The organism is Bacillus solitudinis (assembly GCF_002797395.1).
GTDB lineage: Bacteria > Bacillota > Bacilli > Bacillales > Bacillaceae_D > Halalkalibacter_A > Halalkalibacter_A solitudinis.
In genome coordinates, this window is the sequence record NZ_KZ454943.1 from 3,356,194 (window position 1) to 3,371,295 (window position 15,102).

Sequence of the window (15,102 nt, forward strand, 5' to 3'; positions counted from 1 at the left end):
TCGTAACAAAGAAGGGAACCGTATGAAAAAGAGAGTAGTATTTATTATTTTTTTAATTATTTTTATGATACTAGCTGGTTATACGTTGTCTTTTTTTTATACCTACTCAAATGACCAAAAAGGACAAGGGAAGATTGAAAATGATGAATTAGATAAGATTCACCTAACATTTTGGCGAAATAAGGGAACTACATCAGAAAATAAAGCTTATGAAGCATTAATTTCAACTTTTGAGGAGTCACACCCTTCCATCCAAATTAAGATGGTATCTATTCCATATGCAGACTATGAAATAAGGTTGAGAACAGAAATCGCTGCAGGAAATCCACCTGATATTCTGGCAATTGATACCCCATACTTAGCTCTTTATGCAAATTCAGGATCTCTTTTATCTATTGATCAATATATGAAAGCTGAAGGTGATATTGAAGATATACCTCCTGCTACATTGAAGGGATTAACGTATGAAGATGAAATTTACCTTTCACCAATGGTGGAATCTGGAGTAGCCTTATTTTATAATATGCACCTATTTAAAGAGGCTGGAGTGCCATTCCCATCTAAAGATCCTAATAAACCGATGACTTGGGATGAGGTATTAGAGGCTACAAAAAAAATAACGAATTCTGAGAATGGTGTGTATGGAATTGATCCAGCACAGGGATTTGGTGCGGGTGAAGCTCCTGCTTACTTTAAACTTCCACTCCTATGGCAGTTTGGAGCTGAAGTTCTTAATCCTAATGAGACATCTGCAGAGGGCTACTTAAATTCGGATGAAGCTTTAAAGGCATTACAATTTTATCAAGATCTCTATCACAAACATAAAGTTGCTGCGGTTGAATTACCACCTAATCCGTTTGAGACGGGAAAGCTTGCAATGACGGTGATGGGCTCTTGGGTATTTGCAGACCTTGAAAAGAATTTTCCTGACTTTAAATTAGGGGAAGATTTTGGAGTTGCGCCGTTACCAAAGGAGAGAAATCAAGTTACGCCAAACGGTGGTTGGGCTCTTGGGATCTCAGCACAATCTAAATATCCTGAAGAAGCGTGGGAATTTATTAAATATGCTACAAGTTTTGAAGGCTCAAAAAAATATGTTGAAATGACAGGTGATTTACCTGCGAGATTCTCAGTAGTCAATGCATTTCCTGAACTTAATGAATACCCGAAAAATATATTTATACAACAAACTCAAAAATACTCTAAGAACCGACCAGTAACACCTGTCTATCCCGCTGTAAGTGAAGCGATTAAGACATTATTTGAGGATGTTGGTATAGGCGGGAAAAATGTAGAGGCTTCCGCAACAGAAGCTGTGGAGAACATTAATAATAGTTTAAATGATATTCAAAATCCATAAGACTTCTAATCCTCTAGTTTTTATGCTAGGGGATTTTTTTTCGTCAAATAACAACCAAAGAAATTAAATATTCACAACCAAAAATTTTGAAATATTATAAGTTTCGACTTTGTTATAGTAGAAATCACAGAGAGAGAACAAAACAACGAGAGGGGTAAACAAATGGATGAGCATCATACATTTCACATTATTCACACGTAAATATGAAATCGTTACCAATAGTGGTTATTTTCAAATAAGGAGGTTAATATATTGCAAGAATTAGTAAAGGCAAACAAAGGAACAGCACAACAAATCAAAGTTGCATCTAAAATAAAGAGTCAATTTGAGTATATTAAGCAGAACTACATTCTTTATTTGCTCCTTGCTCCTGCTGTTATCCTTACGATTATTTTTAAGTATATACCAATGTATGGGGCAACCATTGCATTTAAAGATTTTAGTCCGATTAAGGGAATCACGGGCAGTGAATGGGTTGGTTTTAAGCATTTCACAAGCTTCTTAACATCACCTAATTTTATGGAAATTTTTATGAATACGCTTAAATTAAGTTCTTTTGAACTTCTCATTGGATTTCCGATTCCCGTCATTTTAGCTCTCATGTTAAATCAGGTGAGAAGAGCAAAAATAAAAAAGAATGTTCAATTATTTCTTTATGCACCACATTTTATTTCAGTAGTAGTTGTTTCAGGGATGGTTTTCTTGTTTTTATCACCGACAGGTCCAATTAATGCTATATTATCTATTTTTTTAGACAGGCCTATATCATTTATGTCTAATCCAGAAGCATTTAGAACGATCTACATTTGGTCTGGAGTATGGCAAGGTGCTGGGTGGGCGTCAATTATTTACGTTGCAGCACTTGCGAATGTGGATCCGCAACTTCATGATGCAGCAACAGTTGATGGGGCATCACTCTTACAACGAATTTGGCATATTGACCTTCCCACATTGAAACCAGTTATGGCAGTGCTATTTATTTTAGCTGCTGGAGGCATCATGGCTATCGGTTTTGAAAAGGCTTACCTATTACAAACATCAATGAACCTGCCAAGTTCTGAAATTATTCCAACCTATGTATATAAACGAGGGTTACAAGCAGGCGATTATTCATTTGCAACAGCAGTTGGGTTATTTAACGCTGTTATTAATGTGATTTTACTCGTCTTTGTCAATCAAGTGGTGAAAAAGCTAAATGAAGGTGAAGGTCTTCTATAGAAAGGAGGAGAAAGAATGAATAATTCAAAAACTGATAAATTAATACTGCTTATTAATAAAGTTCTGTTAAGTGTCATTGTCATGATTGTTGTATTTCCACTCTTATATGTATTGCTCGCTTCTTTTTTAGAACCTAATGCGCTACTTAACAAAGGATTTAAGATAAATACTTCTGATTGGACTTTTGATGGCTACAAGAGAATTTTAACTGATGGTACCATCGTGAAAGGGTTCATGAATTCAATTCTCTATTCAACTGGATTTACAATTGTAACAGTATTAGTTTGTATACTTGCGGGATATACGTTATCCACAGAAGGTTTAGTTGGTAGAAAAATAATTATGGTATTCTTTCTCATTACAATGTTTTTTAATGGGGGATTAATCCCAACCTATTTAGTTGTCCGAGATTTAGGAATGCTTAATACAATTTGGTCGATAATTGTTCCAAATGCTATAAATGTATGGTTTATTATTTTAGCTCGAACCTATTTTAAATCGATTCCAAAAGAGTTAAAGGAAGCAGCAAGAATAGATGGTGCATCTGAATTCAAGATATTCCTAAAAATTGTCTTCCCTTTATCTAAACCAATTATTTTTGTTCTAGCTTTATATGCTTTTATCGGTCAGTGGAATGCTTATTTTGATGCGATGATTTATCTTGAAGATCGAAATCTCTATCCATTGCAATTAGTATTACGTGCCATTTTAATTCAAAACGAAATACAACCTGGAATGATTAGTGATCAACTTGCAAGAGCCGAGTTACAAAAGATTTCCGAAATGATCAAGTATTCATCGATTGTTATTGCGAGCTTACCATTAATCGTTATGTATCCATTCTTCCAAAAATACTTTGAAAAAGGTGTTATGGTAGGGTCTTTAAAATAATAAAAAAGTGGGGGTTTACTATGAAAAAAATGTATAAAACAATGTCTGCATTATTGCTCTCTGGAATGTTAGTTGCTACGGGATGTAGTAATAAAAACAATGAAAGTGCTTCAACGGAGGCTTTAGAGCTTAAAGATATTTCGTTTCCATTAGAAGAGAAGGTTACATTAAAAATGATGACACAAAGTTCTCCGTTAGCTCCTCAAGATCCAAATGAAAAACTTGTTTACCAACGATTGGAAGAAGAAACAGGGGTTCATATTGATTGGACGAATTATACAGCGGATACATTTGTTGAAAAAAGAAATTTAGCCATTGCTAGCGGAGAGCTGCCTGATGCAATATTAAATGCAAGTTATAATGACTATGAATTATTAAAACTAGCAAAAGATGGAGCAATTGTTTCAGTTGAAGAATTAATCGAACAACATATGCCTAACTTACAAGAAGTGCTTGATGCTGCACCTGAGTATAAAGCAATGATGACTGCACCTGATGGACATATTTATTCGTTTCCTTGGATTGAGGAACTAGGCTCAGGGAAAGAAAGTATCCATTCAGTGGACGATTTCCCTTGGATTAACGTGGAATGGTTGAATAATTTAGGCATGAAAATGCCAACGACTACTGAGGAATTAAAAGAAGTATTAATTGCTTTTAAAACTCAAGATCCAAATGGTAACGGGGAAGCAGATGAAATTCCAATGTCTTTTATTATTAATCATGGTGGCGAGGATTTATCATTCTTATTTGGTTCATTTGGTCTAGGTGAAAACTGGGATCATACTGTTGTAACGAATGAGGGAGAAGTAAAACTAACAGCTGCAGATGAGGGCTATAAAGAAGCAAGCAAATTCTTCAATGAACTATATGAAGAGGGTTTAATAGATATTGAGGCATTTGAGCAAGATTGGAATACGTATCTCGCAAAAGGAAAAGAAGAGCGCTTTGGATTATATTTTACATGGGATAAAGCAAATATCACGGGTATGAATGATAAATATGATTTAATGCCTGCTCTAGAAGGTCCCGATGGACATGAAAATGTTGCAAGAACAAATGGGATGGGCTTTGACAGAGGAAGAATGGTTATAACAAGTGCTAATAAAAACTTGGAATTAACAGCAAAATGGATCGATCAACTCTATGACCCACTTCAATCTGTTCAAAACAACTGGGGTACGTATGGTGATGAAACACAACAAAATATTTTTGAATTTGATGAAAATGCTAATATGTTAAAACATCTTACATTAAATGGAACTGCTCCTGTTGAACTGAGAGAGAAGACATCTATTGGTGGACCATTAGCAATTTTAGATGAGTATTATGGCAAAGTTACGACTAAACCAGATGATGCTGCTTGGAGATTAGGATTAATGAAGGAAGTTATGGTTCCTGATATGAAAGCAGAAAATATTTATCCAAGAGTGTTTTTCTCAATAGAAGAATTAGATAAACTTTCTACAATTGAAGCAAATTTGTTTCCATATATTGAAAGAAAAAAAGCTGAATGGATCACAAATGGAAAGGTTGAAGAAGAGTGGGATGCTCATTTAGCAGAGTTAGACAGACTTGGATTACAAGAATGGTTGGAAATTAAACAAGCAGGTTATGATCGAAATCAGAAATAACAGATTTCGTATTAAATAGATATTGTGGCTATACGTTGCATTGGCATTGAACAGTCACTTGGATAATCTTAGAGAATTATATTACTAGAAAAGGTGAAAAGTATGACACAAAAATCTAATAAAGTTGCACATAAATATAAAGGGCAGTATCGTCCTCAATTCCATTTTACACCAGAAGAAAATTGGATGAATGATCCTAATGGTATGGTTTATTTCAATGATGAATATCATTTGTTTTATCAACACCATCCATTTGGGACAACTTGGGGTCCGATTCATTGGGGCCATGCGGTTAGTAAAGATTTGATCCATTGGGAGCATCTTCCGATTGCATTATATCCAGACGAAAATGGAGCGATTTTTTCAGGTAGTGCTGTTGTTGATTGGTATAATACTTCGGGATTTTTCGATGAACAACCAGGACTGGTAGCTATTTATACAAGTGCTGATAACTATCCGGATTCTGATCGCCCTCGCCAAAGACAAAGTTTAGCTTATAGTTCGGACAATGGAAGAACTTGGGTAAAATACAAGGGTAATCCAGTACTTTCAGATGTGAATATAACAGATTATCGTGATCCTAAGGTATTTTGGCACGATGATTCAAATAAATGGGTTATGGTATTAGCTACTGGACAATCTGTGACCATTTACACATCTCCTAATTTAATAGATTGGGAGTATGCAAGTGAATTCGGAAATAAAGCTGGTTCACATGAGGGGGTTTGGGAGTGCCCGGATCTCTTTCAATTACCTATAGATGATGACAAGAGCTATCAGAAATGGGCTATGTTAGTAAGTATTGGAGATAACCCTGAATTTAAGGAAGGTTCTAGAACACAATATTTCATTGGTCAATTTGATGGAACAACCTTTGTAAATGACAATGACGATGATACAATCCTATGGTTAGATTATGGAAGAGATAATTATGCTGGTGTTACCTGGTCTGATTTACCAGACGAGAGGAGAATTTATATTGGGTGGATGAGCAACTGGCGATATGCGAATCAAGTACCAACGAATGAGTGGAGAAGTGCAATGACACTTCCAAGAGAGTTGTCATTGATTTCTACCGAGGAAGGAGTTCGCTTAGTTCAAAAACTTGTATCAGAAATTAATAAAATAAGAAAAGAGACGAATATTCATAAAGAAATCGTCATTGACTCGAACAATCCTGTTTGTATTGACTTGAACAATAAGTTAATGGAGATTGAAATTGAATTGGAACAAATAAATTTATCGAAATTTGATTTACTCATTCAGCATTCAGAGACAGAAAAAACCATTATTAGCTATGACGTTAGGAATAGTTCGCTACTAGTAGATCGAACGAATTCAGGAGAAATTAGTTTCTCAACATCATTCCCAGCAATACAAGAAGCCCCACTAAAGATGAAAAATAATAAAATAAAGCTTCAACTGTTTATTGATACATCATCAATCGAATTATTTGCAAATGATGGTGAGATTGCCATGACTAGCTTAATTTTCCCGAGTGAGATTGGCAAAAGTCTTACATTGGTCTCGAATGGTGGAAGTACAAATATCTCAACATTAAAAGTAACTGAACTAGAATCAATTTGGAAGTAAACTAAAAATATATTTTAAAAGCTCTAATCGAGTAAGTGATTAGAGCTTTATTTTTGTTAAGAATCTCATAAGGAAGGTGGAATTTACATGAGTTCATCAATCATTTGCATCGGAGAGCTGTTAATTGACTTTTTTGTACAGATGTAATCATTGATTTAGTTGATGGCCAGAATTTTGAAAAACAAGCAGGGGGAGCACCTGCAAAGAGGTTAGTTCTACCTGGTCGTCTAATACAAGTGTAAGTGTAGAAGTAGTAGAGGCAGGAGTAGGGTATAGTCTTACTACAAAATATGGTATCACTTCTAGTCTACTGGATGGCACACCTGGTAGACTAGAAGTGTATGCGTTACATGACAAACATATACCGATGTTTTTGGATGGCTTAGATGACGGTTTTATATTGCTAAAAAAATGATTAGTTGAGGCGGGGGAGTTTTATGGGAGTATATCAAAAGCTTTGCTATAAGGTTGAAGATGTATTTGTAAAAATGTTAACTCAAAATCAAGATAAAATGGTTGTTACTGAGAAAGTAGAGACGTATAGAACAAAAAAAAATTCTGTTGGAGAAGAAGAAACAGGCAGCAGGATCCAGGTAAGAACGACAACGTGCTGAGGCACAGTCTTTTTAAAAGCACTGTGCTGTGCACTCACGTTATTATAATTCAATCATAATACTATTATCAAGATAAAAGTAGACGAATATAGCGGCAACAAAGCAATAAATCGCAAAGTAAACAAGCTTACTCTTTTTTAAGAAATCAATAAGCCAGACGATACCCAACCAAGAGAAAATAAAGGTTGCGATAAATGAGACTATTAGTGGAAGTGTTCCGACCTCTGCTACAAGTGAACCATTCATTAAATCACCAATCGCTAAAACTGAAGTTCCTAAAATGATAGGGATTGATAGTAAAAAGGAATAGCGAACAGCTGTATCTCGATTTAAACCTAGAAAAAGAGCTGTAATTAAAGTAGAACCTGAGCGAGATATTCCTGGGATAAGCGCTAAAGATTGCCCGAGCCCTACAATGATAGAATCAACAAATGTCATTTGTTTTTCTTTTCGATTTCCATATTTGTGAAAGCGTTCAATAATGATAAGGAAAAATCCTGTCATCGCTAAAGCTAATGCAATAAATGGTGGTGTTTTTAAATGGTCACTGATAAAATCTTGAAGTAGAATACCAAGAACCCCTGTAATACCAGTTGCAACGATAATGTATAACGCAAAGTAAAAGTGAACACGATTTTCAGGCGAACGATTTGATAGAAATGCAAAGAATCCTTTAATAACCTCAATGATGTCTTGTCTAAAGAAAATCACTACTGCTAAAATCGATGCAATATGTAAGTAGATTTCAAATCCAAAGCCAGGGAATTCATAACCAAGTAGTAATTGTGTAATAACGATATGGGCTGTACTAGAAATTGGAAGAAACTCGGTTATTCCTTGAACAATACCAAATATTAAAGCTTCAATAAAAGACATAAGAACTCCCTTCCTCTTAGAAAGATTAATAGTGTAAACGAGATAACTGCTCTATTCTAGCAAATATTTTTAGATTCGGATAGTATAAGATAAAATTTAACGAGATGTTCACGCTTGTTTGTTGTGAAGGTACGAAAATTGTTTTTATAATGAAAGAAATCAGTTTTGGATAGGAGCGTTATAATGCCCATGAAAAAAATAGCAACCATGCTTGTTCTAGCAATCGCATTGATTTTAATAATTATGATGGTCTTTACAAACGAAAATGAAGAAATTGGAAATAAAGTTGGAATGATTGCCGAGAATTTTCGTTTGCCAATGAATACAGGGGATGAAGGCCAATTAAAGGATCATAGAGGGAAAGTGGTCATTATTAATATGTGGGCATCGTGGTGCGAACCGTGTCGCGATGAAATGCCAGCTTTAATGGAGCTCCAACATAAATATGGCGCCGATGGATTAGAAATAATGATGGTTAATATGCAAACCTATGAACGGACGTTGAATGATGCGACAACATTTATTGAAGAAATTGGATTAACTCTTCCTGTTTATTTCGATGAGGAAGGAAGTTTAGCTGATTCTTATCAAGTAGGTAATTTTCCAACGACGTATGTTATTAATAGAGAAGGTGTTATAGAAGCTGTAATCCCAGGTGAAGTCACCTATGAGGGTCTTGAGAAACTTATCAAACCACTCCTTTAAAAGGATACTGCAAAAGGTGAAATCGTAAATTCACTTAAAATGTACGATTTTCAAGGCGCTGAAAAAGGTGGTTTTACACCTTTCTTCAGTGGCCTCGAAAAACGTATCTTTTCATTACCCTCTTTCATCTTTTCATTACCCTCTTTCAATTGAAAGAGCTCTTTTTATTTTATTTCAATAACTTCGGTCCTCTTTGGTTAAAATAGGTATAGAAAATAATTTGTGATAGTAAGGAGTGAGTAAGCGTGTATCGAGAAAAAAAATCACTTGTACTATCGATTTATTATGAGGACGATTCTATCCAAATTATTGAAACTGAAGTGGGTGCTTGTCAAGCCATTGTCTATAAGACATTTATTCCTCCAGTAGTTACCGGGGACGAAATTCTAATTAATACAACTGCGACAGAGCTTTCCCTTGGTTCAGGTGGATTTGATATTGTTAAGGCTAACTGTTCTGGAACCGAATATTCGTATGGAACGAAAAGGGATGGTCATATTATGAAGCTACGGTATTCACCGATGCAGCATAGTGTTCTAGCCATTGAAGCACAGGAAAGTCCTTATCATTCACTTTTTCAACACCCTTTTTTAATGAAAAATAAGCAAATTTTACTTGCAGAATTACATAGCATGATTCCGGTTGCTTTTTATGTTAGTAAAGCTTTAAATCCGAAGTTGAGCGTTTGTGTGATAATTGACGATCAAGCCTCCTTACCACTCAGAATAAGTGAGCAAATGAGGTGCCTTGCACAAGAACCAGGGTTAACAACGATTACAGTTGGCCAGGCTTTTGGCGGTACATATGAAGCTATTACAATTCCTTCGGCTCTACAATTTTCAATGGAATACCTCAAAGCAGACATTATTTTAATTTCTGTTGGACCAGGGGTTGTAGGCACAGGCACGCCTTATGGCTTTACTGGAATGAATCTTGCTAATTGGGCCAACACGATTGGGGCGCTGGGAGGAAGGCCGGTATGGATTCCAAGGCTGTCTTTTGCTGAAGAGAGGAATCGCCATTATGGTATTAGCCATCATACCTTAACACCTCTTAGTCAATTTACTTTTGTCAAAAGCATTCTCACATTTCCGTTACTTGGGGATAAACAAAGAACAATCATTGAAAATCAGCTTGAAAAAAATCCAATGAAGACAAGCCATTACATTAATTGGTCTGATGAAGATTCATCCCTGATTGTAGAAAAGGCCCTTCAGCTTTCTTCCTTACCGATACGTACAATGGGGAGAGAATATAAAGACGATCCTGCATTCTTTCTTGCTGTCGGGGAAGCCGTTCGTACGTGTGTACGATGAACCGCTTGACTCCATTCACTGACATAAGTATATCGTTTCATTGCTTCTTTTAGTTTGGCTCTAACTTCCCATGCCTTTCCAGCTAAAATGAGTCCATCTTCACGAACATAAATTTTCAAATGAGTTCGTCCTTCCGTGGTGGTATGTTACACTTTTATGTAAATAAAAAGAAAAAAAGAACAGGGGAGATACATCATGGATCATTTATATGAAAAAACAGTTAGGACGACGGAGATATTTAGTGGAAAAGTTATTGATTTGAAAGTGGAGGAAGTAGAGCTTCCAAATGGGAAAAAAAGTACAAGAGAAATTGTTAAACACCCAGGCGCGGTTGCTGTGATTCCAGTAACAAAAGAAGGAAAAATCGTTCTCGTTCGTCAATTTCGAAAGGCACTTGATAAGACAATTATTGAGATTCCTGCAGGGAAACTAGAAAAAGGAGAAGAACCGCTTGAATGTGCAAAAAGAGAACTAGAGGAAGAAACAGGATATAAATCAGAGAGCTTAAAGTTTATTGTGTCTTTCTATACATCACCTGGATTTGCGGATGAACTAATCCATCTTTATTTTACAGAGGATTTAGAGCAAGGAACAGCAAACACGGATGAAGATGAATTCTTAGATGTTCTTGAGGTGACCATAGAGGAAGCTGAATCATTAATCGAGGATCAACGGATTCATGATGCAAAAACAGTGTATGCGGTACAATTTTTAAAAATGAGAGGTTGATAACATGACGGGCCTTCGCAATTATGTGGCAGATCTTCATATACATATAGGGCGGACAAAATCAGGAGCAGCTGTTAAAATTACAGCTGCTCGTACTTTGACTTTAGAAGCAATTATTGATTTTGCGGCAACTAAAAAGGGTATTGATATTGTTGGTGTCATTGATTGCCATGTTCCGGAAATATTGGGACAACTACGTGAAGCAATAGATAATGGTGAAGCATATGAGGATGAAGAGGGAGGCATTCGCTTTCCGAGTGTCACGCTTTTTCTTGGAACGGAGATAGAGATAAATGATGAAAACTGCCAAGGTCCTGTGCACGTTCTGGCTTTTTTCCCAACCTTGGTAAAAATGGAGCAATTTAGTGAGTGGTTAGGGAAACGTATGAAAAATCGAACATTAAGTTCACAGAGGATATACGAAAAGGCGTACATCATTCAACGGAAGGTCCGCGAATTATCTGGACTCTTTATCCCAGCCCATGCCTTTACACCGTTTAAAAGCTTATATGGCAAGGGAGTTAAACTATCATTAAAAGAAGTGTTTGACCCAGACCTTATTGATGCGGTTGAATTAGGATTAAGTTCAGATACAGAAATGGCAGACCAACTACTAGAGTTACGTCACTATCCGTATTTAAGTAATTCGGATGCTCATTCCCTTGAGAAGATGGCTAGAGAATACCAAGTCATTCAAATGAAGCAACCGACTTTTTTGGAATTTGTCAAAGCATTAAATCAAGAAGAAGGGAGAGGGATTATTGCGAACTATGGATTAAATCCGAAGCTAGGCAAATATCATCGAACAATCTGTGCAAATTGCCAACTTGAAGTGGTTGCAAATCAGCCCTGTTCCTGTGGATCAGAGAAGAAGATCAAGGGAGTTTCTGAAAGACTTAAAGAGCTTTCTTCTGAAAAAGGTGAAATTAAAGCACGTCCACCATATATCCACCAAATCCCATTAGAGTTCATTCCAAAACTCGGAAAAAAAACGTTGGAGAAGCTCAGAAATCGTTTTGGGAATGATATGAATATGATTCATTCTGCAACAGAGGAAGAATTAACTGAAACTGTTTCTCCTGAAATTGCGAAGGCGATTATCGCTGCACGGAAAGGAGAATTGATGATTCAAGAAGGTGGAGGTGGCAGGTATGGAAAAATAGTGAATGAAAGACTCTAGTAGAGTGTGTTCAAACAAGTTGGATATAAAGATTCCGCAGATTCACTCACTGCTTAGTGTCTATTCAAAAGGAGAGAAAGACATCCCTTTTTGAATAGATATTAGTATTAGATTTTGTTGTATAGCATTCTTAGTCATAGACTCTCCTACTATCTCATAGAGTAGAGGTAAGAGTAGACGAGGAGGGCTTGACATGTTAAAAATGGGGTTGCGAGAAACTATCGGTGTTCATATTGAAGAAAATCGACCCATCTATTTGTTTACAACTGTGTTGTTTTTAATAGGAATTGTTTTTGGAGCGATTGTCGTTAATAGCTTAAGTCTTACACAAAAGCATGATTTATATATGTATTTAAGTTTGTTTTTTGGACAAGTTTCCGAAGGGCAAGTCGCGAATTCATCTGAGATGTTTAGCCAAAGCTTTGCTCATTATGCGAAGTATTTTGGACTCATGTGGATTCTAGGTTTATCGATTGTCGGATTACCAGTTATTTTAGTTTTATTGTTTCTAAAAGGAGTGGTAGTTGGTTTTACAGTTGGTTTTCTTGTCAATCAAATAGGTATGTCTGGTTTTTTTCTATCCTTTGTTTCAATCATGCCCCAAAATTTTATTCTAGTACCAGCCTTTATTATTGTAGGAACGGCAAGTGTATCCTTTTGCCTAAAAATGATTCGACAGCAATTTATGAAAAAGTCGAGTCAGCCAATTTTCCCTCAATTCATAAAGTACTCGCTATTAATTTTATGTGTAGGCGCTGCGCTTGCTTTTGCATCGGCTTTTGAAGCCTATGTATCGCCAACATTAATGAAATTTGTCATTGATAATACGATGTAATGAAAACTACTTAATAATCACTACAAAATAATAATAACTATTCAATATTAAATAATAATAATTATCAATTGACACGTTTTTTGGAGATGTCTATAATGAGAGGAGGTAAACGGTAAAAAGGGGGGGTTAAGGTGGAAAATCGATTAGAACGGATAAAAAAACACTTGCACTCACAAAGTTACAAGCTAACGCCACAGCGGGAGGCTACCGTTCGTGTGCTGCTTGAACATGAGGAAGACCATTTAAGTGCAGAAGATGTGTACCTCCTCGTTAAAGATAAATCACCTGAAATTGGACTAGCTACAGTATATCGTACACTAGAATTGTTAGCTGAATTAAAGATTGTTGATAAAATTAACTTTGGAGACGGCGTATCAAGATTCGATCTTCGCCAAGAAGGTGCAGCTCATTTCCATCACCATTTAGTATGTATTGAGTGCGGAGCAGTTGATGAAATTCAAGAGGATTTACTTGAGGATGTTGAGGAAATTGTCGAGCAGAATTGGAATTTCAAAATTAAAGATCATCGACTCACATTCCACGGCATCTGCCACCGTTGCCACGACAATCAACAAGAAGAAACAGTATAATTAGCAAAACCTTTTCACCAAGTGAGGAGGTTTTTTTGATAGCCGACAACTCGTTGGCGGCGACAGCCGAACGGAGAGAGGCTCAAGGTTTTGGTTTAAGGTTTGATAGCCGACAACTCGTTGGCGGCGACAGCCGAACGCAGAGAGGCTAGGATTTTAAAGGGTCTAAAAGGTTTGACAGCTGGTAGAGGCTAGGGTCTAAAAAGGTTTTGATAGCTGACAACTTATTGGCTGCTACAAATCAGTGAAAAATAAAGAGGATAAGGTATATTTTCTATTGTTTTTGGCATAGCTTGTAAGAGAAGGTAATGCTGAATTAGGAGGCGTGTTTCCATGAAATCATGGTTTGCCGTCGTACTTCAAACTATAAAGGTGTTTCTCTTATTTACGGGATGCACAATCCTCTTTTATTATGGTATTCTATGGATAAGTGCAGAATATGAAAGCTATCACCGTTATGATGAACCTATAGGAAAAGCCGTAAAGGTTATAAATATGGAACATGATCATCAAGAGGAAACATGGGTCCAACGCTTGATGCTTTTTTATCGAATTGGTGAATAGTGATTGTTTTTGGGGAGCGAATGCCATTGGATACGCAAATAGAAGATTTTTTACAATACATACGTGTGGAGCGAGGTTTAGCAGATAATACAATCCAGTCGTATCGTAGAGACTTACTTCAATATGTCAACTATCTGAAAAAAGTTGAAGGTATCCAAACATTTCAAGCAGTGGATCGGTCTAGAATCGTTCAATATTTATTCGTTTTGAAAGAACAAGGTCGGGCAGAAACAACAGTAGCTCGAACGATTGCGTCTATTCGTGCCATTCATCAATTTCTTTTAAGAGAGAGGTATTCAGATCATGATCCCTCAGTCCACTTAGATATTCCAAAATCTGTAAAGCGATTACCTAAGGTATTATCCTTAGGAGAAGTAGAGTCACTTTTAGAAGCTCCAAAAGGTGAAGAACCTCTAGCCCTACGAAATCGAGCGATGCTTGAAACATTATACGCAACAGGAATGCGTGTATCGGAACTCACGAATTTAACATTACTTGATACCCATTTAAATATGGGATTTATCCGCTGTATGGGTAAAGGAAACAAAGAGAGAATTATCCCACTAGGATCTACAGCAACGAAAGTACTTGAGGGCTATTTAGAAAAAGCAAGACCGAAGCTATTAAAAAAACAAAGACATGACATTTTGTTTGTTAATCATCATGGACGTCCTCTATCTAGACAAGGCTTCTGGAAGATTCTTAAAGAGCTTTCTAAAGTAGCCGGTATAAATAAAGAATTAACGCCTCATACACTACGGCACTCTTTTGCTACACATTTGCTTGAAAATGGTGCAGACTTACGCGCAGTTCAGGAAATGCTTGGACATGCTGATATTTCTACAACACAGATTTATACTCATGTAACTAAAACACGCCTAAAAGACGTTTATGCCCTATATCATCCTAGAGCATAAACTTTCTTTTTTTTATAGAGGTCAGACTTCCTACCTCTAGGTTTCTTATTGTAGGGTGGGAAAAATGGGAATAGTAATTA

General features: G+C 36.3%; 16 protein-coding genes and 1 pseudogene. 15 read left to right on the forward strand and 2 right to left on the reverse strand.

Annotation, left to right across the window (positions count from 1 at the left end):
• Nucleotides 1–22: 22 nt before the first annotated feature.
• The 7 genes and pseudogenes from CEF19_RS16455 to CEF19_RS23260 all read left to right on the forward strand — a co-directional run bounded on the left by CEF19_RS16455 (nt 23) and on the right by CEF19_RS23260 (nt 7,310).
• Nucleotides 23–1,360: an ABC transporter substrate-binding protein gene (locus CEF19_RS16455; protein WP_100407054.1), complete on the forward strand. Its 1,338-nt coding sequence runs from the start codon at nt 23–25 to the stop codon at nt 1,358–1,360.
• A 252-nt stretch (nt 1,361–1,612) separates the two neighbouring features.
• Nucleotides 1,613–2,578, forward strand: coding sequence for an ABC transporter permease (locus CEF19_RS16460; RefSeq protein WP_100407055.1), 966 nt, complete (start codon nt 1,613–1,615; stop codon nt 2,576–2,578).
• Between the two features lie 15 nt (nt 2,579–2,593).
• The gene (locus CEF19_RS16465; RefSeq protein ID WP_100407056.1) at nt 2,594–3,469 is read left to right on the forward strand and encodes a carbohydrate ABC transporter permease; all 876 of its coding nucleotides are present in this window, start codon (nt 2,594–2,596) and stop codon (nt 3,467–3,469) included.
• Nucleotides 3,470–3,489: 20 nt separating this feature from the next.
• Nucleotides 3,490–5,103 (forward strand): ABC transporter substrate-binding protein, encoded by a 1,614-nt coding sequence (locus CEF19_RS16470; protein ID WP_100407057.1) that lies wholly within the window; start codon nt 3,490–3,492, stop codon nt 5,101–5,103.
• 102 nt (nt 5,104–5,205) lie between these two features.
• Nucleotides 5,206–6,696, forward strand: coding sequence for a glycoside hydrolase family 32 protein (locus CEF19_RS16475; RefSeq protein ID WP_100407058.1), 1,491 nt, complete (start codon nt 5,206–5,208; stop codon nt 6,694–6,696).
• An 87-nt stretch (nt 6,697–6,783) separates the two neighbouring features.
• A pseudogene (locus tag CEF19_RS23825) lies at nt 6,784–6,899 on the forward strand (carbohydrate kinase); the annotation flags it as partial.
• 234 nt (nt 6,900–7,133) lie between these two features.
• Nucleotides 7,134–7,310, forward strand: coding sequence for a hypothetical protein (locus CEF19_RS23260; RefSeq protein WP_157800986.1), 177 nt, complete (start codon nt 7,134–7,136; stop codon nt 7,308–7,310).
• Between the two features lie 42 nt (nt 7,311–7,352).
• Here CEF19_RS23260 and uppP read toward each other — a convergent pair whose 3' ends face one another.
• The gene (uppP, locus tag CEF19_RS16485) at nt 7,353–8,186 is read right to left on the reverse strand and encodes an undecaprenyl-diphosphatase UppP (protein WP_100407059.1); all 834 of its coding nucleotides are present in this window, start codon (nt 8,184–8,186) and stop codon (nt 7,353–7,355) included.
• Between the two features lie 183 nt (nt 8,187–8,369).
• Here uppP and CEF19_RS16490 point away from each other — a divergent pair, with 183 nt between their 5' ends.
• Together CEF19_RS16490 and CEF19_RS16495 are read left to right on the forward strand one after the other, a co-directional pair.
• Nucleotides 8,370–8,891 carry a TlpA family protein disulfide reductase gene (locus CEF19_RS16490; RefSeq protein WP_227522015.1) on the forward strand — a complete coding sequence of 174 codons (522 nt, stop codon included), beginning with the start codon at nt 8,370–8,372 and terminating at the stop codon, nt 8,889–8,891.
• A 245-nt stretch (nt 8,892–9,136) separates the two neighbouring features.
• On the forward strand, nt 9,137–10,207 hold the full coding sequence (locus CEF19_RS16495) for a DUF3866 family protein (protein WP_100407060.1): 1,071 nt from the start codon (nt 9,137–9,139) through the stop codon (nt 10,205–10,207).
• On the opposite strand, the gene mciZ is transcribed toward CEF19_RS16495, so the two are convergent.
• On the reverse strand, nt 10,105–10,326 hold the full coding sequence (gene mciZ / locus CEF19_RS24140) for a Z-ring formation inhibitor MciZ (protein ID WP_100407061.1): 222 nt from the start codon (nt 10,324–10,326) through the stop codon (nt 10,105–10,107). The genes CEF19_RS16495 and mciZ overlap by 103 nt on opposite strands.
• Before the next feature lie 76 nt (nt 10,327–10,402).
• Here mciZ and CEF19_RS16505 point away from each other — a divergent pair, with 76 nt between their 5' ends.
• The 6 genes from CEF19_RS16505 to xerD all read left to right on the forward strand — a co-directional run bounded on the left by CEF19_RS16505 (nt 10,403) and on the right by xerD (nt 15,022).
• Complete coding sequence (locus CEF19_RS16505; RefSeq protein WP_100407062.1) at nt 10,403–10,936, forward strand: NUDIX hydrolase; 534 nt, start codon at nt 10,403–10,405, stop codon at nt 10,934–10,936.
• A 4-nt stretch (nt 10,937–10,940) separates the two neighbouring features.
• A complete protein-coding gene (locus CEF19_RS16510) occupies nt 10,941–12,116 on the forward strand; it encodes an endonuclease Q family protein (protein ID WP_100407063.1) in 1,176 nt (391 codons plus the stop codon).
• Between the two features lie 193 nt (nt 12,117–12,309).
• Entirely contained in the window at nt 12,310–12,951 is a 642-nt protein-coding gene (gene spoIIM, locus CEF19_RS16515) for a stage II sporulation protein M (RefSeq protein WP_100407064.1), read from the forward strand.
• Nucleotides 12,952–13,082: 131 nt separating this feature from the next.
• Nucleotides 13,083–13,541: a ferric iron uptake transcriptional regulator gene (gene fur, locus CEF19_RS16520; RefSeq protein WP_100407065.1), complete on the forward strand. Its 459-nt coding sequence runs from the start codon at nt 13,083–13,085 to the stop codon at nt 13,539–13,541.
• A gap of 333 nt (nt 13,542–13,874) precedes the next feature.
• The gene (locus tag CEF19_RS16525) at nt 13,875–14,105 is read left to right on the forward strand and encodes a YqzK family protein (RefSeq protein ID WP_100407066.1); all 231 of its coding nucleotides are present in this window, start codon (nt 13,875–13,877) and stop codon (nt 14,103–14,105) included.
• Nucleotides 14,106–14,125: 20 nt separating this feature from the next.
• Nucleotides 14,126–15,022 (forward strand): site-specific tyrosine recombinase XerD, encoded by an 897-nt coding sequence (gene xerD, locus CEF19_RS16530; RefSeq protein WP_198510308.1) that lies wholly within the window; start codon nt 14,126–14,128, stop codon nt 15,020–15,022.
• Nucleotides 15,023–15,102: the final 80 nt, after the last annotated feature.

Excerpts from the sequence above, each read along its gene's own strand:
- CEF19_RS16455 (WP_100407054.1), top strand. The coding sequence starts at position 23 with ATGAAAAAGAGAGTAGTATTTATTATTTTTTTAATTATTTTTATGATA.
- CEF19_RS16465 (WP_100407056.1), top strand. The coding sequence starts at position 2,594 with ATGAATAATTCAAAAACTGATAAATTAATACTGCTTATTAATAAAGTT.
- CEF19_RS16470 (WP_100407057.1), top strand. The coding sequence starts at position 3,490 with ATGAAAAAAATGTATAAAACAATGTCTGCATTATTGCTCTCTGGAATG.
- CEF19_RS16475 (WP_100407058.1), top strand. The coding sequence starts at position 5,206 with ATGACACAAAAATCTAATAAAGTTGCACATAAATATAAAGGGCAGTAT.
- CEF19_RS23260 (WP_157800986.1), top strand. The coding sequence starts at position 7,134 with ATGGGAGTATATCAAAAGCTTTGCTATAAGGTTGAAGATGTATTTGTA.
- uppP (WP_100407059.1), bottom strand. The coding sequence starts at position 8,186 with ATGTCTTTTATTGAAGCTTTAATATTTGGTATTGTTCAAGGAATAACC.
- CEF19_RS16490 (WP_227522015.1), top strand. The coding sequence starts at position 8,370 with ATGCCCATGAAAAAAATAGCAACCATGCTTGTTCTAGCAATCGCATTG.
- CEF19_RS16505 (WP_100407062.1), top strand. The coding sequence starts at position 10,403 with ATGGATCATTTATATGAAAAAACAGTTAGGACGACGGAGATATTTAGT.
- CEF19_RS16510 (WP_100407063.1), top strand. The coding sequence starts at position 10,941 with ATGACGGGCCTTCGCAATTATGTGGCAGATCTTCATATACATATAGGG.
- spoIIM (WP_100407064.1), top strand. The coding sequence starts at position 12,310 with ATGTTAAAAATGGGGTTGCGAGAAACTATCGGTGTTCATATTGAAGAA.
- CEF19_RS16525 (WP_100407066.1), top strand. The coding sequence starts at position 13,875 with ATGAAATCATGGTTTGCCGTCGTACTTCAAACTATAAAGGTGTTTCTC.
- xerD (WP_198510308.1), top strand. The coding sequence starts at position 14,126 with ATGCCATTGGATACGCAAATAGAAGATTTTTTACAATACATACGTGTG.